This window comes from Mycobacterium sp. SMC-17 (assembly GCF_045310915.1).
Classification (GTDB): domain Bacteria; phylum Actinomycetota; class Actinomycetes; order Mycobacteriales; family Mycobacteriaceae; genus Mycobacterium.
The window spans coordinates 65,141-85,310 of record NZ_JBJIAK010000022.1; the positions used below are offsets into that span (position 1 = coordinate 65,141).

Sequence of the window (20,170 nt, forward strand, 5' to 3'; positions counted from 1 at the left end):
CGTTGCTCGGTCAGGCCGTGCGGGTTGCGGCCGAGACCGCGTCGGCGACTTCCTGCTCGAGCCGACTGACCAGTGCCTCGTCGGGCGCCTGGCCGCAGACTGCCAGCCAGTTGGCCAGCATCCGGTGGCCGCCCTGCGTCAGGATGCTCTCCGGGTGGAACTGCACCCCGTGGATCGGGAGTTCGCGGTGCCGGACGGCCATGATCACGCCGCTGTCGGTCTGCCCGATGGCCTCCAGCTCAGCCGGCAGCGTCTCCGGCAGAATGGTCAGCGAGTGGTAGCGGGTCGCGGTGAACGGGTCCGGAAGTCCTTGCAGCACACCGCTGTTCGCATGGTGTACCTGGCTGGTCTTGCCGTGCAGCAGTTCGGGCGCGCGGTCGACAGTGCCACCGAAAGCCACGCCGATGGCCTGATGTCCCAGGCACACACCGAGCAGGGGAGTGCCGGTCTCCGCGCACGCCCGGACCAAGGGAATGGACGCACCGGCCCGCTCAGGGGTGCCCGGGCCCGGGCTCACCAGGATCCCGTCGAACTCCTTCGCCACGGCAGCGACGCCGTCGGGAGTGGAGACACGCTCGTCGTCGCTACGCCAGACCTGCGCGTGCACCCCGAGCTGACCCAGGTACTGGACCAGGTTGAACACGAAGCTGTCGTAGTTGTCGAGGACGAGAACCTGCATGCCGTCAGGCTACTGGGTCACCCGTCGACGCGATCAATCAATATGTGACCGGTCCGGCCGGTTGGGCGTACCGGAGCTTCAGCGGCATTCGGTGACCGACGACGTCCACCGATACCCGCGGCTCTTCGGTGTAACCGAGCCCGAACCGCACGACGTACTGCTTGTAGAGCGTCACCAGCGGCGCGGCGGCGAGCGCGGCGCGCATGCCCTCGACGTTGCCGATCACGGTGATGACGTACGGCGGGCTGTAGGTCCGGCCGTTGAGCAGCAGGGTGTTGCCGACGCAGCGCGGGGCCGAGGTGGCCAGAATCCGCTGGTCCTGCATCTGGACGGCCTCGGCGCCGCCCAGCCACAGCGCGTTGAGGACCGCCTGGACGTCCTGCTGGTGTACGACGAGGTCGTCGGGGGTGGCGTCGTGCGGGTACTGGCCCTGCGCATTGCGCTGGGCGTCGTTGAGGGTGATCACCAGGCCCGGTCCTCGCATGGGATCCAGGCCCAACTCCAGGCCCAGTTCGTTCGCTCGACTGGTGATGGCGCCGAGCGCGGCATCGGCGCCGGGTGTGCCGCCGTGGTGGTTCTCGAGCTGATGCTGCAGGTCGTCGCGCTCGGCGGCGCGGGTCGCGACGGTCCGCTGGGCTTCTTTCACCATGTCGACGAGGCGGGGCGCGTCGCTGCGCCGGATCTCGCTGCCCCCGGACACGCTGTGCGTGGTGGCGAGCAGGAGGCCGGCGAGCACACAGACCACCGGCACACCGAATCGCCAGGCCGAGTGACGGGCCGGCTGGTCGGCTTCCGAGGTCCCCGCCGTCCGGAGCCTGCGAGGCGACACATCTTCTGCGTTAGGCTCTGAGTGCATACCGCTCCATCGTCGCACCGAATTGCCGGTTTCTCTCCGCCGGCGCGGGAGTGCGGCACCGACTGTCCGCGAAGGTACCAATGCCCAAGTCCAAGGTTCGCAAGAAGAACGACTTCACCATCAACCCGGTGAGTCGGACGCCGGTGAAGGTCAAGGCCGGACCGTCGAGCGTGTGGTTCGTGGTGTTCTTCTGCTCGCTCATGCTGATCGGTCTGATCTGGCTGGCGGTGTTCCAGCTCGCCGCACTGAACCCGGCCGGTACTCCACACCTGCTGCAGTGGATGGCCGATCTCGCCCAGTGGAATTACGCCATCGCCTTCGCCTTCATGATCACCGGCCTGCTGCTGACCATGCGGTGGCGCTGAGCAGCGTCAACAGACCCGGTTCGTTACATCCAGGTCTCGTGACGTAACCCAGCTGGCAACCTGACGGACACCCAATCACATCGATGTGATTCATCCCCATTGGGGATAGTGCCTGTGGATAACTTGCCCCCAAGGGTGTGGACATCTCGTGGAACAGACTCAATGGAGCCCGCCGACAGCCGGCATCGCGGCCTGTGGCGCATTCGGCGTCATACTCGTCGCCCTGGCCCTGACTTCGGTCATTGACCTGCCCGGACGCGTTCTCGGCGGCATCGCTGCCATCGGACTGCTGGTGTTCGCCGTGATGTCCTGGCGCGCGCGGCCGAAGCTCGCGATCACGCCGGCCGGGCTGGTGGTGCGCGGGTGGTTCAGTACCCAGACTTATACACAGGCCGACCTCAAGAGTGTGCGTATCACCGAGTTCCGCCGACTGACCCGCAAGGTGCGGCTGCTGGAGCTCGACACCGTCGACGACCGGCTCCTGGTCTTCACCCGATGGGACGTCGGCACCGATCCCATCAACGTCCTCGACGCCCTCACCGACGCCGGGCTGATTCCCTAGCTCTCCAACGCAAACGGCGCGACAGCCCCGGTAGGGGACTGCCGCGCCGCGCGTCAGGCTGGAATTCAGGAAACGGTGATCGAGTCGATGACGACCGGCTCGGTCGGGCGGTCACCGCGGTCGGTGGCGGTGGTCGCGATGGCGTCGACAACCTTCTGCGACGCCTCGTCGACGACCTCACCGAAGATGGTGTGGCGACGGTTCAGGTGCGGCGTCGGGCCGACGGTGATGAAGAACTGCGAGCCGTTGGTGCCCGGGCCGGCGTTGGCCATGGCCAGCAGGTAGGGCTTGTCGAACTGCAGTTCAGGGTGGAACTCGTCGGCGAACTGGTAGCCCGGGCCGCCGCGGCCGGTGCCGGTCGGGTCGCCGCCCTGGATCATGAAGCCGTCGATGACGCGGTGGAAGATGGCGCCGTCGTAGAACGGGCCGGAGGTGCCGCCCGAGGCGTTCTCGGTGGAGTAATCCTTGGTGCCCTGGGCCAGACCAACGAAGTTGGCGACGGTCTTGGGCGCGTGGTTACCGAACAAAGCAATCTTGATGTCGCCGCGGTTGGTGTGCAGCGTCGCGGTCGCAGTCTGAATGGGGCTCGTCACGGAAAGTCAGTCTGCCACTCACATTTAAGACCCCGAAGTCGCCCCCACCGAATAACGTGGAAGCCCTGGCGTAGAGCCCGGCCTCCGCTCGGGAGGTCTGCAGAAATCGTGTCCGGTAGAGAGGTTGGTTGATGAGCACTGTCACCGAGAACGTCCCCGAGGTCAGCCGCCCCAGCTCCGGTGCCCGCCTGGGTCGCGGGCTCAAGTACACCATCGTCGGGCCGCTGCTGATCCTGCGCGGGGTCCTCGGCCTGGGCGTCGGTTCGACCCTGGGGACTGCCCGTTGGGTGGGGCGTCGGTGCCACCGCAGCGAGGACACCGCGGGCGATCTCGCGCTTGTGGTGGAGTCGTCCGGATCCAAGCGGCGCCGGCCCCTGCTGATCGCCGGGGCGACCGTCGCAGTCCTGGCCCTCGGCGGCATCACGTTCTCGATCGTGCGGCGCTCGATGCAGCCGGAGCCCTCCCCGCTGCCCCCGAGCGTGGATGTGACGCCGCAGCCCTAATCTTCTGCGCCGACACTGAGCTTGTGTGTCAGATCCGGGCTGGATTTGGCACACAAGCTCATGTTCGTCGACTCAGTGATTCACCGCCGCGATCAGCGCATCGGGATCCGTCACGCTGACGCGCAGCTCACGCAGTGTCACCGGGAACCCGACGACTTTCGCCTTGACGGGCGGGTCGATCGTGATGGCCACGACGCCGTCCGACGAACCGTTGACGAGCCAGCGGCCGCGGAAACCGTGCACGCCCCACGAGGTGACGCGACCCTCCCAGCGACGGGCCTCCTTGATCGATGCCACCGGGATCTCGGCGGAGAAACCCCAACCCATGGCCACATGCAGCGCGCCGTCACGCACCTCCACCTTGCTGTGTTTGGGCCCGACCCGGAACGGCACCGACAGCGGCACCATCCACTTCGCGTAGCTGATCTCTGTCGTCACGAGCCCAGCGTATGACGGCGCTGCTGAACGCCGGCACGAAAAAGCGGCCCCGATGACTCGGAACCGCTTTGCGTACTGCTGTGGATTTTTTGTGGAGCCTAGGAGATTCGAACTCCTGACATCTGCCTTGCAAAGGCAGCGCTCTACCAACTGAGCTAAGGCCCCTCGATGGTGTCCGATTGAAGTGAATGCCAGACCTCTGCGCCATGCTGGGTCCGCCATACGGTTACCGCGGCCACTCCAAGCAAGGCACCCAGCACCAGCAGAACCAATCTCACGGTGCACCCTTCCGGTGGGGGAGTCGGTGATACCGACTTCCGTGGGCCTAGGAGGACTCGAACCTCCGACCTCTTCGTTATCAGCGAAGCGCTCTAACCGCCTGAGCTATAGGCCCGAAAGTGGCCTTGCGGCCGAGCGATGAGATTACCGTATGGGTACCTCTGCGCCCAAAACGCGACGTCAGCCGCGGCCGCAGGCCTGCCGACTAGTCCCGGTCCGCCAGCGTCACCTCGACGCCGCCGACCAGATCCGTGGTCAGGTTGTAGACGAACGCCGCAGCCGTGGCCATGGCCGTCAGCAGCACGATGTTGACCAACCCGATGAGGGTGGCGCCGCCGAAAATCGTACTGGCAGAAACCAATTCACCACCGCTGCCGCCACCGCTGGTGAGCAGATCGCCGACGTTGCTGTTGAGCTTGCTCCACACACCCATGCCACCGAGGACGAGGTATAGGAACGCGACGGCGATCATCCAGACGAAGAACAACGCCACCGACAGCACCAGCGAGACCTTCAGCACACTCCACGGGTCGACGCGGCGCACCTGCATGCTGGCCCGCACCGGACCGTCCTGCCGGGCACCCGCGCGGCTGCGCGGCGCTCCCGAACGTGCCGGGGCCGGCGAGACCGTCGCGACGGTGCTGCGCGGCTCCCGCGGTTCGCCCGCGCGGCGCTGCGGCTGACGGGACAGATCCGGGATCTCGCTGGCGTACGCGGCGTCGGGCCGGGTTTCCGTCCGGACCGTCTCGGCCGTGCGGACCGGCTTCGGCGGCACATTGCCCTGCGGGGTCACCGCCGGCGACGATGACGGTGCCGCCGCCGGCACCGGGGGTACCGGCGGGGTGTCAGGAGTGACGGCCGGCGTGATGGTCGTCTCCGCATCGGACGGCGAACCGCCACCCAACGACGATGCCGATCCACTGCCGCTGACGAACCGGTTCAGCCGCTCGTCCAGGCTCTGCCCACCGGCCGCAGGGGCGTCCGCCTGAGCCCCGCTGCGCGTCCGCTGCCAGGGCGGGGTGTCGCCGCCCGGGTCGGCCGCATGGGCACCGCCACCCGATCCGGTGGCCGGCCCGTTGTTGCTCGCGGGTCCGTCACCGGTACGGGTGTATCCCGGCTCGTTCGGGGAACTCACCTGGCGGCTCCTTCAATCAGGGCGGCTGGGGACAGTCGCAGCACTACGTCTCGTCGGTCTCGGTCGCGGTGTCGACCTCGGTGTCGGTCTCGTCGCCACCTTCGGCCTCTTCGGCGTTGCGCGCGACGGCAATCAGTGTGTCGCCCTCACCCAGGTTCATCAACCGCACACCCTTGGTCTGCCGTCCGGCCTTGCGCACCTGACGTGCCGCGGTCCGGATGACACCACCGCCGGAAGTGATGGCGTACAGCTCGGTGTCGTCATCGACGATCAACGCACCGACCAGACTGCCACGCTTGGGGTCGTACTGGATCGTGAGGATGCCCTTGCCGCCGCGGCCTTGCGCCGTGTACTCGTCGATGGCCGTCCGCTTGGCGTAACCGCCCGACGTCGCGACCAACAGGTAGGTGTCCGGCACCACGACATTGAGCGACAGCAAACGGTCGTCCTCGTTGAACCGCATGCCCTGCACACCCGAGGTGGCGCGGCCCATCGGCCGCAGTGCCTCGTCGGTCGCGGAGAACCGGATGGACTGGCCCTTGGCGGACACCAGCAGCAGGTCCTCCTCGGCGGAGCACAGCACGGCACCGACGAGTTCGTCGCCGTCGCGCAGGTTGATCGCGACGATGCCGCCGGAGCGGTTCGAGTCGAAGTCGGCCAGCTTGGACTTCTTCACCAGACCGTTGCGGGTGGCGAGCACCAGGTAGGGCGCGTCCTCGTAGCTCTTGATCTGGATGACCTGGGCGATGCGCTCCTCCGGCTGGAAGGCCAGCAGGTTCGCCACGTGCTGGCCGCGCGCGGTCCGCGAGGCCTCGGGCAGGTCGTACGCCTTGGCCCGGTACACCCGGCCCTGCGTCGTGAAGAACAGGATCCAGTCGTGCGTGGAGCACACGAAGAAGTGGTTGACGATGTCGTCCTGCTTGAGCCCGGCGCCCTGCACGCCCTTACCGCCACGCTTCTGGCTGCGGTAGAGGTCGGTCTTGGTGCGCTTGGCGTAGCCGGTCTCGGTGATGGTGACGACGACGTCCTCGCGCTGGATCAGGTCCTCGTCGGTGACGTCGCCGTCGGCCGCGATGATCCGGGTACGACGGTCGTCGCCGTACTTGTCGGCGAGCTCCTTGAGCTCGTCGCGGACGATGGCGCGCTGCCGCTCGGGCTTGGCCAGGATGTCCTCGAGGTCGGCGATCTCGGCCTCGATCTTGGCGAGGTCGTCGATGATGCGCTGACGTTCCAGGGCGGCCAGACGACGCAGCTGCATGTCGAGGATGGCCTGGGCCTGGATCTCGTCGACGTCGAGCAGCTCCATCAAGCCGGCCCGGGCGGCGTCGGCATTGGCCGACGCGCGGATCAGCGCGATGACTTCATCAAGTGCGTCAAGGGCTTTCACCAAACCGCGCAAGATGTGGGCGCGCTCGTTGGCCTTGCGCAACCGGTACCGCGTGCGGCGGATGATGACGTCGAGCTGATGGGCGACGTAGTACCGGATCATCTGGTCCAGCCGCAGGGTGCGCGGCACGCCGTCGACGATCGACAGCATGTTGGCACCGAAGCTGGTCTGCAGCTGGGTGTGCTTGTAGAGGTTGTTCAGCACCACCTTGGCGACGGCGTCGCGCTTGAGGTCGACGACGATCCGCAGACCCACACGGTCACTGGACTGGTCCTCGATGTTCGAGATGCCGCCGATCTTGCCGTCGCGCACCTGCTCGGCGATCGAGGTGATGAAGTTGTCGTGGTTGACCTGGTACGGCAGCTCGGTGATGACGAGTGAGGTGCGGCCCTTGGCGTCTTCCTCGATCTCGACGACGCCGCGCATGCGGATGGAGCCGCGACCGGTCTTGTAGGTGTCGGAGATGCCCTGGGATCCGACGATCAGGCCGTGAGTCGGGAAGTCCGGGCCCTTGACCCGCTCCATCACCGCTTCGAGGGTGGTCTCCTCGTCGGCCTCGTGGTTCTCCAGGCACCAGTACACGGCCTCGGCGAGTTCGCGGAGGTTGTGCGGCGGGATGTTGGTGGCCATACCGACGGCGATACCGCCGGAGCCGTTGGCCAGCAGGTTGGGGAACCGGCTGGGGAGGACGGTCGGCTCTTGCACGCGGCCGTCGTAGTTGGGGATGAAATCGACTGTCTCCTCGTCGATTTCACGCAGCATCTCCATGGCCAGCGGGGTGAGCCGGGCCTCGGTGTAACGCATGGCGGCCGCGGGGTCGTTACCCGGCGAGCCGAAGTTGCCCTGACCGTCGACCAACGGATAGCGCAGCGACCACGGCTGGGCCATGCGGACCAGGGTGTCGTAGATCGAGGCGTCACCGTGCGGGTGGTAGTTACCCATGGTCTCGGCGACCGAACGCGCCGACTTGGCGTGCGAGCGGTCCGGCCGGAACCCGGAGTCGTACATGGCGTAAAGCACGCGGCGGTGCACGGGCTTGAGGCCGTCGCGGACCTCGGGGAGGGCGCGGCCCACGATGACGCTCATGGCGTAATCGATGTAGCTGCGCTGCATCTCCTGCTGGATGTCGACCGGTTCGATCCGATCGCCTTCGGGAGGCAGGGTGTCGGTCATCGAATTCCTTCTGCGGATTGTTTCACGTTAAACATCGTTTTTTGACGGCCGAGCTGGGCCGGATTCGCCGCGTTTCGCGTGGGCGGATTGCTAAACATCAAGGAAGCGAACATCTTTCGCGTTCCGGGTGATGAAGCTGCGGCGCGCCTCGACGTCCTCGCCCATCAGGATCGAGAACAGTTCATCGGCGGCCGCGGCGTCGTCGAGGGTGACCTGGCGCAGCACCCGGATGGACGGATCCATGGTGGTCTCCCACAGCTCCTTGGCGTCCATCTCACCCAGACCCTTGTAGCGCTGGATGCCGTCGTCGGTGTTGATGCGCTTACCGGCCTTCTTGCCGGCCTCGAGCAGGCCGTCGCGCTCACGGTCCGAGTAGGCGAACTCCGGTTCGCTGCGTTGCCATTTCAGCTTGTACAGCGGCGGCTGCGCCAGGAAGATGTGGCCGTTTTCCACCAGCGGCTTCATGAACCGGAACAGCAGCGTCAGCAGCAGCGTCGAGATGTGCTGACCGTCGACGTCGGCGTCGGCCATCAGCACGATCTTGTGATACCGCAGCTTGGAGATGTCGAACTCGTCGTGGATACCGGTGCCCAGGGCCGTGATGATGGCCTGGACCTCGTTGTTCTTCAGCACGCGATCGATACGCGCCTTCTCGACGTTGATGATCTTGCCGCGCAGCGGCAGGATCGCCTGGAACATCGAGTCCCGGCCGCTCTTGGCCGAGCCACCGGCCGAATCGCCCTCCACCACATACAGTTCCGACTTCGTCGGGTCGGTGGAGCGGCAGTCGGCCAGCTTGCCGGGCAGACCCCCGATGTCGGTCGCGCTCTTGCGCCGCACCAGCTCCCGCGCCTTCCGCGCGGCGACGCGGGCCTGCGCCGACGAAACCGCTTTGTTGACAACCGTTTTGGCCTCGGCCGGGTTGGCCTCGAACCAGTGGGTCAGCTGCTCGTTACAGATCTTCTGCACGAACGACTTGACCTCGGTGTTGCCCAGCTTGGTCTTGGTCTGGCCCTCGAACTGGGGCTGCCGGACCTTCACCGAGACGACGGCCGCCAGGCCTTCACGAATGTCGTCACCGGTGAGGTTGGCTTCCTTCTCCTTCAGCAGCTTCTTGTCGCGCGCGTACTTGTTGACCACCGTGGTCAGCGCGGCGCGGAAGCCTTCCTCGTGCGTACCACCCTCGTGCGTGTTGATGGTGTTGGCGAAGGTGTGCACCGACTCCGAGTAGCCGGCATTCCACTGCATCGCGATCTCGACCTCATGGCCGTCACCCTTGCCACCAAAATCGATGATGCTCTGCTGGATGGCGCTCTTGGTGCGGTTGATGTGCTTGACGAAGTCGACCAGACCGTCGGGGTAGTGGAAGGTCCGGTGCTTCACCTTCTGCGGCGCCGCCGCTTCGGCGGCCTGCTCCTCGGCGGACTTGGGCGCTTCGGCATGATCGCTGACGACCTCATCGACGACCGCGGCGGCGGCGACGCGCTCGTCGGTCAGCTCGATGGTGAGGCCCTTGTTCAGGAACGCCATCTCCTGCAGCCGGCGGGCGATGGTCTCGAAGTCGTAGACCGTGGTCTCGAAGATGTCCGGGTCGGCCCAGAAGCGGATGATGGTACCGGTCTTCTTGGACGGCTCGCCCTTGCGCAGCGTGCCAGGGACGGACTTGTCATAGGTCTGGTGCCACTCGAAGCCGTCCTTGTGGATGTCGGCCTCGAGCCGCGTCGACAGGGCGTTGACCACGGAGACACCGACGCCGTGCAGACCACCGGAGACCTGGTAGGCGCCTTCCTCGAACTTGCCGCCGGCGTGCAGCACCGTCATGACGACGTCGACGGTCGGGATACCGGTGGCGTGCATCGCGACGGGGATACCGCGGCCGTCGTCGGTGACCTGGACGCCACCGTCCTCGAGGATGCGGACGTCGACCTTGGTCGCGAAACCGGCCATCGCCTCGTCGACCGCGTTGTCCACAACTTCCCAGATCAGGTGGTGCAGACCGCGCTCCCCGGTGGAGCCGATGTACATACCGGGACGCTTGCGGACCGCTTCCAGACCTTCGAGGACCTTGATCGAATCGGCACCGTACTCAGCCGGCGCATCCTTCTTTTGGGCAGCCACGTCGAACGCGTCTCCTTGGGGTTCGAGGGGGCGGTGAGGACACCGCTCTCAGATCTGTCGACAGTCTACCGGTAGGTACGGACGGCACTGACTTTCTGACAGCGTTTTGACACGTCTGTTCGCGCCGTGCGGGGAATTTCTCGGGTGATGTCGCGTCCGGACGCTCCAGGGGCGTCATCTGAGACTCATCGGCGCGCTGAGCGACGCCCAAATTTGGCGTCAGCCGAAGGTGTCGCGCGGTCCGCGGGCACCGAAATTCCGCGGGCCCTTCTGCCACGTCGGACCCGACGGACCCAGGATCTTCAGCGACGTGACGACGCCGTCGCCGACGGATGCGGCGATCTTCGCCAAAATCTGCGACTGCACCATCCGCAGCTGCGTCGCCCAGGCCGTGGATTCGGCCGTCACCGTGAGAACGCCCTCGCGCAGCGACGTGGGGGAGGCGTGCTCGGCGATCTGGTCGCCGACGACCGTCGACCACTGGCCGAACACCGATCCTTCGGCCATCCGGCCCGACCAGCCGCGGCTGCGGGCCAGGTCCATGGTCGCCGAACCCAGCAACTGCGGATCCCGGCGATCGGGCCCGGGTCCGGACCAGGTGCGCCGACCACCGCCGCGGCGGGTTTTCGAGACCGGCGCACTACGGCCGCGACCGACATCTTTTCCTTGGCTGCGGGCCGCACCGCGGGCTTCCTCCAGCGTGCGGCGCACCAGATCCATGCCCTTGAGATGGGCGAGATGTGGTGGCGGGAAAGCACTTTCGGGCATGTCCGGTTTCTGAGGCTCTTCACTCACGAGTCCACCACCGAAATCCGTCCGCCGTCGTCGTCACGCATCACCACATTGACCCGGGTGCCGTCCCAGTCCTGGGGAATGTCGTCGGGCACCGCCGCGGTGACCAAAACCTGCTCAGCCGATTGTGCCACGTCGGCGAGTGCTCGCCGGCGTGCCGAATCGAGTTCGGCGAACACGTCATCGAGGAGCAGCACCGGGTCGGTGCCGTCGGTCCGCAGTAGTTCGTAGGCACCGAGGCGCAGCGCCAGCGCCATCGACCACGATTCGCCGTGGCTGGCAAAACCTTTCGCCAGCTGGTCGCCGAGGCGCAGCTCGAGGTCGTCGCGGTGCGGCCCGACCAGGCACACCCCGCGCTCGAGTTCGGCGGACCGGCGGCGGGCGAGTTCGTCGAGCAGGGCGCTCTGGTAGGCCGCGACGTCGACGGATCCGGTGCCGGCCTGTTCTTCGACGGCCTCGACCGAACTGCGGTAGCGGACGGATGCGGGCCGCGACGCGGGTGCCAGCAGGTGATAGGCCTTGGTGATCTCCGGGTGCAATTCGTTGATCAGGTTCACCCGCGCGGCGATCAGCTCGGCACCGTGGCTGGCCAGATGACCGTCCCACACGTCGAGGGTCTCGAGCGCGCCGGCATCCGCACCCCGAAAACGGCTGGCGCCCGCGGATTTCAGGAGCGCGGTGCGCTGCCGCACCACTTTTTCGTAATCCGCCCGCACCCCACCCAGCCGGGGACGGCGGGTGCTCGCGAGTTCATCGAGGTAGCGCCGGCGCTCCCCGGGATCGCCGCGGACCAACGACAAGTCCTCCGGCGCGAACAACACCGCCCGCAGGGCGCCGAGAATTTCGCGCGCGGACCGGACCGGGGAGCGGTTCAGCCGGGCCTTGTTGGCCCGGCCGGCCGTGATGTCGAGATCCACCGCCAGCTCACGGCCGTCGTTGACGACGATGGTGGAGACGACGGCACGCTCACATCCGGACCGGATGAGCGGGGCGTCCGAGGCGACGCGGTGAGACCCGAGCGTGGCCGTATACCACAGGGCCTCAACGATATTGGTCTTTCCGAAGCCGTTCTGGCCGACGAACACGGTCCGACCCGGTGCCAATTCCAGGTCGAGCCGCGGCCACGACCGGAAGTCGGTCAGACTGAGCTGTCGAACAAACACCTAGCCGGACTTACTGACCCTCTGGACGGCGTGGCCACCGAACTGGTTACGAAGTGCCGCAACGGCTTTCATGGTCGGGGAGTCGTCCTGCCGGGACAGGAACCGGGCGAACAGCGAGGCTGCGATGCTCGGTACCGGCACCCGCAGCCGGATGGCCTCCTCGACCGTCCACCGGCCTTCACCGGAATCCTCGGTGTAGCCGCTGATGTCGGCCAGCTGGGGATCTTCCTTCAGTGCCTTGGCCAGCAGCTGCTGCAGCCACGACCGCACGACGGTGCCGTTGGTCCAGGCCTGGTAGACCGCCTGCGGGTCCTTGATCAGGTCCGACGCGGCAAGCATCTCGTAACCCTCGCCGTAGGCGGTCATCAGCGCGTACTCCACGCCGTTGTGCACCATCTTGGCGAAGTGGCCGGCGCCGACCGGACCGGCGTGGACGAAGCCGTCCGCGAGATCTCCCTCGGGCCGCAGCGTCTCGAAGATCGGCATGACGCGGGCGACGTCCTCGTCACTACCGCCCACCATCAGGCCATAGCCTTCGGTCAGGCCCCAGACGCCACCGGAAACCCCGGCGTCGATGAATCCGATTCCCTTGTCCGCCAACAGCTTTGCATGCACGCCGTCTTCGGTGTAGCGGGAGTTGCCGCCGTCGATCACCAGGTCGCCGGAGCTGAGCACGTTCGCGAGATCCTCGATGGTCTCCCGCGTGATCTCACCCGAGGGCACCATGACCCACACCACGCGCGGGGCCTCGAGCTGCTCGGCGAGCGCGGCGAGCGACGGTACGTCGCTGACTTCCGGCCGCGGGTCGTATCCGATGACTTCGTGGCCGCCACCGCGCAGACGCTCGCGCATGTTGAAGCCCATTTTTCCGAGGCCGATCAACCCCAGTTGCATCAGTGCTTCCTCCGCTGTCGTGTTCCGGTCAGCCCGGCAGGCGCACCGGCATCAGCAGGTACACATAGTCGGTGTCCCCGGCGGGGAACGGACCGGATCCCGAGTACTGATTCTCCCCGGCGGGACGCAACACTGCAGGCTTGCTGGGCGTCGTGAACCCGAACGTCACACGATCGGCATGCAAAGAACCCAGGCCGTCGGTGAGGTAGGTCGGGTTGAACGCGATGGTCAACGGCTCGCCGTAGAACTCGACCGGCAGGTCTTCCTCGGCGCGACCGACGTCGTCGGCACCGGCCGACAGGCGCAGGATGTCGTCGGCGAACTCCATGCGGACCTGGGCGCCACGATCGGCGACCAGCGCGACACGCTTGATCGCCTCGGCGAGCTCGGCGACACCGATGGTGGCCACCGCGGTGTGCTCCGCCGGCAGCAGCTGGCGGAATTTCGGGAACTCGGCGTCGAGCAGGCGCGTGGTGGTGCGCTTGCCATTGCTCCGGATACCCAGCATTCCGTCCTTGCCGACAGCCTGACCGGCACCGAGCGACAGGTGCACCTCGGTGCCGTCGGCTCCCGACTTGGCGGACTCGGCCAGCGTCTTCGCCGGAACCAGCACGGCCGCTTCGAGATCCGGCACCGCCGAGTTCCAGGTCAGTTCGCGCACCGCGAGCCGGAACCGGTCGGTGGCAGCCAGCACGACCTTCTCGCCCGAGATCTCGACGCGCACACCAGTCAACATCGGCAGGGTGTCGTCGCGGCCGGCGGCGACCGCCACCTGACCGATGGCCTCGGCGAAGACGTTGGCGGGCACGATGCCGGTCTCATCCGGCAGCGCCGGCAGCGCCGGGTAGTCCTCGACCGCCATGGTCGGCAGGGAGAAGCGGGCGCTACCGCAGCTCAGCGCCACGCGGGTGCCTTCGACGCTGAGTTCCACCGGCTTGGCCGGCAGTGCGCGGGTGATGTCCGAGAGCAGCTTGCCCGAAACCAAAACACTGCCAGGAGACGCGATTTCAGCCGCCACGCGCACCTCGGCCGACACCTCGTAGTCGTATCCGGAGATGGTCAGACCGTCGTCGGAGCCAGTCAGCAGCACACCGGCCAGGACCGGGTTCAACGGCCGGGACGGCAGGATCCGGGCCACCCAGGCCACGGCGTCGGCGAAGTCTTCCCGAACGAGACGGAACTTCAAATCGGTCAGACCGGCTGTCGTCGCCACGTCCATAGCGTCCCTTCGCTGTTACCCCACCACGCTTACCTGCCGGATCCCGCCGTGAGGCGTGAACAACACGCATCGGCGTTGGTTCCGGCTATCGAAGAACACCGTAGAGCGTTCCGCGTGAAGTTGAAAGCTAAACGATCAGCCCGCACAGCCTGTGACGACCCCCGGAATCCCGTCGGGATCCGGTTGTCCACGGGGAGTTTCCCCAACGGACTGCTTTTAGAAGAAGATCCATAGGGATCTAAAGGTATTAGTAATAGGGGTTGTGCACGCTGTGGATGGATCCACGGAGTTGCTGGTCCGGGCCTCAGCGGCGGGATCCCGCCCTGTGCGCAGACTGTGCACGCGGCGTTAATCCAATCCTTGTATTTGTGGAGCGATCCGGCCATGTGGATTGTTCTGAGCAGAATCCCAGGGTTTATCCCATGTAGTACACAGCGCTGTGCACACCCCGTCGTGTGGCTGGAGGTGCTAGTGATGCCAAAAAAAATCTTTTTGAGATTCGGGTCGTAGGGGCACAAATCACGCTGGATCCGGGGATCTGGGGCTCGGGTACCCCACTCACGGCCCGCTAAAACAACACCGGCCCCCAGGCGATCACGCCTGCGGGGCCGGTGCCGAAGAAGACAGATTCAGTGCTTGGACCGCTGCCGGATCCGGGTGGTGAGTTCCTTGACGTGATCGAAAACCTCACGCCGCGAGGCCATTTCCTTCTTGATCTTGCGTTCGGCGTACATCACGGTGGTGTGGTCGCGGCCGAAGGCCTGCCCGATCCGCGGCAACGACAGGTCCGTGAGCTCCCGGCACAGATACATGGCGATCTGCCGGGACAGGGCGACGGCGCGGGTCTTACCGGGGCCGCGGAGCTCCTCCACGGTGGTCTCGAAGTACTCGGCCGTGGCCGCCATGATCGTGGCGATGCTGATCTGAGTGGTGCCGGCGTCAGCGATGAGATCTCGCAGCACGATCTCGGCCAGCGACTTGTCGATCATCGTCTTGTTCAGCGACGCGAACGCCGTCACGCGGATCAACGCACCCTCGAGCTCGCGGATGTTGCGATCGATGCGGCTGGCGATGAGCTCGAGTACGTCGTCCGGCACATCCAGGCGATCCATCTGCGCCTTCTTGCGCAGGATCGCGATGCGGGTCTCCAGCTCGGGCGGCTGAACGTCGGTGATCAGACCCCATTCGAACCGGGTCCGCAGCCGGTCTTCCAGCGTCGCAAGCTGTTTCGGCGGCCGGTCCGACGAGATGACGATCTGCTTGTTCGCGTTGTGCAGCGTGTTGAAGGTGTGGAAGAACTCTTCCTGAGTGCTTTCCTTGCCTTCGATGAACTGGATGTCGTCGACCAGCAGGACGTCGATGTCGCGGAAGCTGCGTTTGAACGACGCGGTCCGGTCGTCCCGCAGCGAGTTGATGAAGTCGTTGGTGAACTGCTCGGTCGAGACGTACTTGACCCGCATGCCGGGGAACAGCTTCTGCGCGTAATTGCCCGCCGCGTGCAGCAGGTGCGTCTTGCCCAGACCTGATTCACCCCAGATGAACAGCGGGTTGTAGGCGCGGGCCGGCGCCTCGGCGATCGCCAGTGTCGCGGCGTGCGCGAACCGGTTGGAGGCGCCGATGACAAAGGTGTCGAAGGTGTAGCGCCGGTTGAGGCTCAGATCGGCCGATTCGTCGGCGGGCGGCCGGTTGAAGTACCGGGGCCAGGTCTCTTCGGCGCCGGGCAGCTCGTCGGCGTCGTCGTCCAAGTCGTCGGCGACGGCGGCTGGTTCGGGTTCGGGCGTGTCGGCTTCGGGGGCTTCCGCGGCCACCGGCCGGTCATCGGTCTCCGGGACCGCGATGCGGACACCGAGATCGACGCGTTGTCCGAGGTGCCGGCTCAGCGCGGCGATGATCGGTTCGCGCAGGTGCCGTTCGATCTCGTTCTGCACGAACTGCGTGGGCACCGACAGCAACGCGAAACCCTCGGTCAGCACCAGCGGCTGAACCATGCGCAACCAGGCCCGTTGTTGGGCGGTCAGCGTCGTGGTGCCGCCGAGGTCACCGTTGAGTTCGGCGACCACGCTTTTCCAGATGTCGGTGAACGATGCACTGGGGTTAGCGGTCAACGACTACTACCCCCTCGCAACCGCCTGACCGGCGGCTCAATAAAACGACGACAATCTGTCCACATAGTTATCCACAGACTGTGGACAAAGTAGGAGAGTGCCGTCGTGCTCGTGTTTTGCATGCAGGAAGCCCGCGCGCTGAGGCTCGTCACAGGAACGTCTGTGGGCTCGTAGCGTCGGGACCTCTCTGGCTTGTTGTCTGGCGCCGTCGTGCAACGGCATTGGCAGAAGCTAACAAGTTTTCGGTTCGTCCGCCAACCGTTCGGCAACATTGGTTCGAGGTTCTTGGGCGTGTCGGCTTGCCACGTTGCGAGTGGGACAACTGTGACGAACTCATGTGCGATCCGCCTCGCTTCTCGCTACGAAGCGGTAACGGTTGCTGACGTGGGACAGCGAGGTTTGACCCGGAGAATTCAGATCAGTACCCTCGAACAGTCGCCCACACGTGGTGATACGGCTGCGACCGGGGAAGTTCTGCCACGAACTTCGATCGGTACCGCGCCGGCTAGCAAGCAAGATGCGTGCGCTTACCAGCGACGACCGTGCCCACCGGCATGACTCGTTCATGTCGGTGGGCGAGTGCGGGCGTCACATAGTTGAGGAGATACAGCCGTGGCCAAGGGCAAGCGGACTTTCCAGCCGAACAACCGCCGTCGGGCTCGTGTGCACGGCTTCCGTCTGCGTATGCGGACCCGTGCCGGCCGCGCCATCGTGTCGGCACGTCGCGGCAAGGGCCGTCGCTCTCTCACTGCGTGACCTGACGCAGGATCGAAGCACCGTGCTTCCGGCTCGTAACCGGATGACGCGCTCGACAGACTTTCGAGTCACCGTGAGCCGCGGTGTGCGCTCGGCGCAACGGGATCTCGTGGTGCACTCATTGGCACCACGAGATTTTGGCGATGCCGGGTCAAACACCGAGCAGGCGCCGAAAGTCGGTCTCGTCGTAGGTAAATCGGTCGGCAACGCCGTCCAGCGACACCGGGTGTCCCGTCAGCTCCGTCATGCCAGCAGGGACCTGCTGGCCGAGCTGCAGTCCGGTGAGCTGCTGGTGATCCGGGCCCTGCCCGGCAGTCGCGAAGCTGCCACCGCCACGCTGCAGGACGAACTGCGAGTCGCAGTGCAGCGCGCTCACGCGAAGTCCGGATCCCGGCCATGAGTCAGCGGCTGGCCCGCGGGCTGATCTTTCTCATCGAGCTGTACCGCAACATGGTGTCGCCGATGCGTCTGCCCAGCTGCCGGTTCAGCCCCACCTGTAGCCAGTACGCCGTCGAGGCACTCACCGAACACGGATTGTTCCGTGGTTGTTGGCTGACGACAGTCCGGCTGGCCAAGTGTGGCCCGTGGCATGACGGGGGATGGGACCCCATTCCCGAAAGACGGTCCGCGGCAACCGCCGCGCAGTCAAGGAGCGATTCGCTTGTCTTTTAACTGGTTCAGTCTGGACTACATCTATTACCCGGTATCCGGGATCATGTGGCTCTGGTACAAGCTTTTCGGCGCGATCCTGGGTGCGGAGAACTTCTTCGCCTGGGGCCTGTCGGTGATGTTCCTGGTGTTCACCCTGCGTGCCATCCTGTACCGGCCGTTCGTCCGCCAGATCGAGACCACCCGGCAGATGCAGGAACTGCAGCCCCAGATCAAGGAACTGCAGAAGAAGTACGGCAAGGACCGTCAGCGGCTCGCACTCGAGATGCAGAAGCTGCAGAGCGAACACGGTTTCAACCCGCTCCTGGGCTGTCTGCCGATGCTGGCGCAGATTCCGGTGTTCCTGGGCCTGTTCCACGTGCTGCGCTCGTTCAACCGCACGGAGGGCGCCGGGATGGGCATCGGTGCCCAGGCGCTGTCCATCGAGCAGAACCGGTCGATCGGCAACTACTTCTTCAGCGCCACCGACGTCAGCCACTTCCTGAACACCGACCTGTTCGGTGCGCCGTTGGGCGCCACCATGATTCAGACCGGTGAGAGCCTCAAGGCGTTCGCGCACTTCGATCGCATGTCGGTGATCCTTGTCGGCATTCCGCTGATGATCGTCTCGGGTATCGCGACCCACATGAACAGCCGCGCGTCGGTGGCCCGGCAGAGCCTGGAAGCCCAGCAGAACCCGCAGACCCAGCTGATGAACAAGCTGGCGCTGTACGTGTTCCCGTTGGGTGTCGTGGTGTCCGGCCCGTTCCTGCCGATCGCCATTCTCATGTACTGGGTGGCCAACAACATCTGGACCTACGGCCAGCAGCACGTGGTGTTCAACCGGATCGAGAAGCGTGAGGCGGAGGAGAAGGAACAGGCGATCGCACGCCGTTCTGCCAATGCCCCGGCACCCGGTGTGAAGCCGAACCGGTCCAAGAAGGGCAATCCGCCGGCTGCCCCGGCGAGCTCGGGTACCGACGTCGAACAGACCGGAACAGAGCTCGACGGCACGGAATCCGGTGCGGCCGGGTCCAAGCCGGCGCCGGGCGCCAAGCCCAACAAGAAGAAGCGTTGACCGGTCAGAGGGTAAAGACCCTGAGCCACGGCCGGTGCAAGAGGGAGAAGGCAGGGATATGACAGACACAGAAACGCAGGCGGAGGCCCCGGCGACGGCCGAGGCCGCTCCTGCAAGCAAGAACGACGATCTCGAGGAACGACTGGTCGCCGAAGGCGAGATCGCCGGTGACTACCTCGAGGAACTCCTCGATCTGCTGGACTTCGATGGTGACATCGATCTGGACGTCGAAGGCGACCGTGCGGTCGTCAGCATCGACGGCGGCAACGATCTGAGCAAGCTCGTGGGACGCAAGGGCGAGGTGCTGGACGCGCTTCAGGAGCTGACCCGGCTGGCAGTGCACCAGAAGACCGGCGAACGCAGCCGGTTGATGCTGGACATCGCCCGGTGGCGTCGCCAGCGTCGTGATGAACTGGCCGCGCTGGGCAAGAAGGTGGCCGAGCGGGTGCTGGCGTCGGGTGAGCGCGAAGAGCTGTCGCCGATGACGCCGTTCGAGCGCAAGATCGTGCACGACGCCGTGGCGGCCGTGGACGGCGTCCACAGCGAGAGCGAGGGCGTTGAGCCGTCGCGCCGGGTGGTTGTTCTGCTCGATTGAGCACCTTAATTACATCGATGTTGTTCGTCGGCGGCGAGCTGGCGGGGAAAGTGGAGGCCGTTTCACGTGAAACATGGTGAAGCCCCATCCCCACCGGCCGCCGCCGTCGACGTTTTCGGTGACCGGGCCGAGCTTGCGCACCGTTACGCCGAGATCCTCGCCGGCGACGGAATCGAGCGCGGACTGATCGGCCCGTCGGAAGTGGGCCGGTTGTGGGACCGTCACGTGATGAATTGCGCCGCTATAGGTGAGTTGGTCTCCAGCGGCGAACGAATCGGCGATATCGGCAGTGGAGCCGGGCTCCCGGGCATCCCATTGGCGTTGGCGCGGCCCGATGTTCACGTGGTCCTGATCGAGCCGCTGCTGCGCCGCGCAGACTTCCTCCGGGAGGTTGTCACCGAGCTCGGCATCGACGTCACCGTGATTCGGGGCCGCGCCGAGGAGCGCGCGGTCCGGGCGGAGGCAGGAGAGCTCGACGTCGTCACCTCGCGAGCGGTGGCCGCCCTCGACAAACTGGCGAAGTGGAGCCTGCCGCTTCTCAAAGTCGACGGACGGATGCTGGCTCTCAAGGGGGAGCGAGCGGCCGATGAGATCGTCGAACATCGTCGGGCACTCAACTCACTCGGTGCTGTGGACGTAAGGGTGGTGAAATGTGGCGTGAACTATTTGACTCCGCCCGCAACCGTGGTCGTGGCGAAGCGCGGAGCCAAGCGCGCGGCAACCGGCCGACCGGCCAAGAACCGGCGATGACATCGCCGGCCCGGGGGAGCGACAAGTCCGCCGAGGTTTTGACAGCGGCCGACCCGGCCGCCACATCAGGAAAGGCAGTGAG

The 20,170-nt window shown here is 65.9% G+C and carries 21 protein-coding genes and 2 tRNA genes; 9 read left to right on the plus strand and 14 right to left on the minus strand.

Annotated elements, in window-relative coordinates:
- Positions 1-10: 10 nt before the first annotated feature.
- The gene (locus ACJH7A_RS16035) at positions 11-679 is read right to left on the minus strand and encodes an aminodeoxychorismate/anthranilate synthase component II (protein ID WP_318985855.1); all 669 of its coding nucleotides are present in this window, start codon (positions 677-679) and stop codon (positions 11-13) included.
- Positions 680-716: 37 nt separating this feature from the next.
- Complete coding sequence (locus tag ACJH7A_RS16040) at positions 717-1,535, minus strand: DUF881 domain-containing protein (RefSeq protein ID WP_406774412.1); 819 nt, start codon at positions 1,533-1,535, stop codon at positions 717-719.
- An 80-nt stretch (positions 1,536-1,615) separates the two neighbouring features.
- On the opposite strand from ACJH7A_RS16040, the gene crgA reads away from it, so the two are divergent.
- Both crgA and ACJH7A_RS16050 read left to right on the plus strand, forming a co-directional pair.
- Positions 1,616-1,900 (plus strand): cell division protein CrgA, encoded by a 285-nt coding sequence (gene crgA, locus ACJH7A_RS16045; RefSeq protein ID WP_020099906.1) that lies wholly within the window; start codon positions 1,616-1,618, stop codon positions 1,898-1,900.
- 148 nt (positions 1,901-2,048) lie between these two features.
- Positions 2,049-2,462 (plus strand): PH domain-containing protein, encoded by a 414-nt coding sequence (locus ACJH7A_RS16050; protein WP_406774413.1) that lies wholly within the window; start codon positions 2,049-2,051, stop codon positions 2,460-2,462.
- A gap of 65 nt (positions 2,463-2,527) precedes the next feature.
- Here the strand turns inward: ACJH7A_RS16050 and ACJH7A_RS16055 are convergent, their stop codons facing one another.
- Positions 2,528-3,055, minus strand: coding sequence for a peptidylprolyl isomerase (locus ACJH7A_RS16055; protein ID WP_166555253.1), 528 nt, complete (start codon positions 3,053-3,055; stop codon positions 2,528-2,530).
- 131 nt (positions 3,056-3,186) lie between these two features.
- On the opposite strand from ACJH7A_RS16055, the gene cwsA reads away from it, so the two are divergent.
- Positions 3,187-3,558 carry a cell wall synthesis protein CwsA gene (cwsA, locus tag ACJH7A_RS16060; protein ID WP_212807817.1) on the plus strand — a complete coding sequence of 124 codons (372 nt, stop codon included), beginning with the start codon at positions 3,187-3,189 and terminating at the stop codon, positions 3,556-3,558.
- Positions 3,559-3,630: 72 nt separating this feature from the next.
- Here cwsA and ACJH7A_RS16065 read toward each other — a convergent pair whose 3' ends face one another.
- The 11 genes from ACJH7A_RS16065 to dnaA form a co-directional block, all read right to left on the minus strand.
- Positions 3,631-3,996 carry a hypothetical protein gene (locus ACJH7A_RS16065; RefSeq protein WP_406774414.1) on the minus strand — a complete coding sequence of 122 codons (366 nt, stop codon included), beginning with the start codon at positions 3,994-3,996 and terminating at the stop codon, positions 3,631-3,633.
- Positions 3,997-4,088: 92 nt separating this feature from the next.
- Positions 4,089-4,161 (minus strand) — tRNA-Ala (locus ACJH7A_RS16070).
- Between the two features lie 155 nt (positions 4,162-4,316).
- Positions 4,317-4,390, minus strand: a tRNA-Ile gene (locus ACJH7A_RS16075).
- 90 nt (positions 4,391-4,480) lie between these two features.
- A complete protein-coding gene (locus tag ACJH7A_RS16080) occupies positions 4,481-5,410 on the minus strand; it encodes a DUF3566 domain-containing protein (RefSeq protein ID WP_406774415.1) in 930 nt (309 codons plus the stop codon).
- Between the two features lie 43 nt (positions 5,411-5,453).
- Positions 5,454-7,970, minus strand: a complete 2,517-nt coding sequence (gene gyrA, locus ACJH7A_RS16085; protein WP_406774416.1) for a DNA gyrase subunit A — start codon at positions 7,968-7,970, stop codon at positions 5,454-5,456.
- Between the two features lie 90 nt (positions 7,971-8,060).
- Positions 8,061-10,088, minus strand: a complete 2,028-nt coding sequence (gene gyrB / locus ACJH7A_RS16090) for a DNA topoisomerase (ATP-hydrolyzing) subunit B (protein ID WP_346416621.1) — start codon at positions 10,086-10,088, stop codon at positions 8,061-8,063.
- 219 nt (positions 10,089-10,307) lie between these two features.
- Positions 10,308-10,856: a DUF721 family protein gene (locus ACJH7A_RS16095; RefSeq protein WP_318985906.1), complete on the minus strand. Its 549-nt coding sequence runs from the start codon at positions 10,854-10,856 to the stop codon at positions 10,308-10,310.
- Between the two features lie 23 nt (positions 10,857-10,879).
- Complete coding sequence (gene recF, locus ACJH7A_RS16100; RefSeq protein ID WP_346416622.1) at positions 10,880-12,043, minus strand: DNA replication/repair protein RecF; 1,164 nt, start codon at positions 12,041-12,043, stop codon at positions 10,880-10,882.
- Positions 12,044-12,937, minus strand: coding sequence for a phosphogluconate dehydrogenase (NAD(+)-dependent, decarboxylating) (gnd, locus tag ACJH7A_RS16105; RefSeq protein WP_346416623.1), 894 nt, complete (start codon positions 12,935-12,937; stop codon positions 12,044-12,046). It abuts the gene before it with no gap.
- A gap of 28 nt (positions 12,938-12,965) precedes the next feature.
- Entirely contained in the window at positions 12,966-14,156 is a 1,191-nt protein-coding gene (dnaN, locus tag ACJH7A_RS16110; RefSeq protein WP_061006386.1) for a DNA polymerase III subunit beta, read from the minus strand.
- A 629-nt stretch (positions 14,157-14,785) separates the two neighbouring features.
- Entirely contained in the window at positions 14,786-16,261 is a 1,476-nt protein-coding gene (gene dnaA / locus ACJH7A_RS16115) for a chromosomal replication initiator protein DnaA (protein WP_346416624.1), read from the minus strand.
- Positions 16,262-16,873: 612 nt separating this feature from the next.
- Between dnaA and rpmH the strand changes: the two genes are divergently transcribed.
- The 6 genes from rpmH to rsmG all read left to right on the plus strand — a co-directional run bounded on the left by rpmH (position 16,874) and on the right by rsmG (position 20,088).
- Entirely contained in the window at positions 16,874-17,017 is a 144-nt protein-coding gene (gene rpmH, locus ACJH7A_RS16120; RefSeq protein ID WP_073695092.1) for a 50S ribosomal protein L34, read from the plus strand.
- 22 nt (positions 17,018-17,039) lie between these two features.
- Positions 17,040-17,417, plus strand: coding sequence for a ribonuclease P protein component (rnpA, locus tag ACJH7A_RS16125; RefSeq protein WP_406802330.1), 378 nt, complete (start codon positions 17,040-17,042; stop codon positions 17,415-17,417).
- On the plus strand, positions 17,414-17,689 hold the full coding sequence (gene yidD / locus ACJH7A_RS16130; RefSeq protein ID WP_406802331.1) for a membrane protein insertion efficiency factor YidD: 276 nt from the start codon (positions 17,414-17,416) through the stop codon (positions 17,687-17,689). The genes rnpA and yidD overlap by 4 nt, the downstream gene beginning before the upstream one ends.
- A gap of 43 nt (positions 17,690-17,732) precedes the next feature.
- Positions 17,733-18,743 carry a membrane protein insertase YidC gene (yidC, locus tag ACJH7A_RS16135; RefSeq protein WP_244872898.1) on the plus strand — a complete coding sequence of 337 codons (1,011 nt, stop codon included), beginning with the start codon at positions 17,733-17,735 and terminating at the stop codon, positions 18,741-18,743.
- 58 nt (positions 18,744-18,801) lie between these two features.
- Complete coding sequence (locus ACJH7A_RS16140) at positions 18,802-19,338, plus strand: protein jag (protein WP_406802332.1); 537 nt, start codon at positions 18,802-18,804, stop codon at positions 19,336-19,338.
- Positions 19,339-19,404: 66 nt separating this feature from the next.
- Entirely contained in the window at positions 19,405-20,088 is a 684-nt protein-coding gene (gene rsmG, locus ACJH7A_RS16145) for a 16S rRNA (guanine(527)-N(7))-methyltransferase RsmG (protein WP_406802333.1), read from the plus strand.
- Positions 20,089-20,170: the final 82 nt, after the last annotated feature.

Coding starts and splice junctions, on each gene's coding strand:
- ACJH7A_RS16035 (WP_318985855.1), bottom strand. CDS start 679: ATGCAGGTTCTCGTCCTCGACAACTACGACAGCTTCGTGTTCAACCTG.
- ACJH7A_RS16040 (WP_406774412.1), bottom strand. CDS start 1,535: ATGCACTCAGAGCCTAACGCAGAAGATGTGTCGCCTCGCAGGCTCCGG.
- crgA (WP_020099906.1), top strand. CDS start 1,616: ATGCCCAAGTCCAAGGTTCGCAAGAAGAACGACTTCACCATCAACCCG.
- cwsA (WP_212807817.1), top strand. CDS start 3,187: ATGAGCACTGTCACCGAGAACGTCCCCGAGGTCAGCCGCCCCAGCTCC.
- gyrA (WP_406774416.1), bottom strand. CDS start 7,970: ATGACCGACACCCTGCCTCCCGAAGGCGATCGGATCGAACCGGTCGAC.
- ACJH7A_RS16095 (WP_318985906.1), bottom strand. CDS start 10,856: ATGCCCGAAAGTGCTTTCCCGCCACCACATCTCGCCCATCTCAAGGGC.
- gnd (WP_346416623.1), bottom strand. CDS start 12,937: ATGCAACTGGGGTTGATCGGCCTCGGAAAAATGGGCTTCAACATGCGC.
- dnaN (WP_061006386.1), bottom strand. CDS start 14,156: ATGGACGTGGCGACGACAGCCGGTCTGACCGATTTGAAGTTCCGTCTC.
- yidD (WP_406802331.1), top strand. CDS start 17,414: ATGAGTCAGCGGCTGGCCCGCGGGCTGATCTTTCTCATCGAGCTGTAC.
- yidC (WP_244872898.1), top strand. CDS start 17,733: ATGTGGCTCTGGTACAAGCTTTTCGGCGCGATCCTGGGTGCGGAGAAC.
- ACJH7A_RS16140 (WP_406802332.1), top strand. CDS start 18,802: ATGACAGACACAGAAACGCAGGCGGAGGCCCCGGCGACGGCCGAGGCC.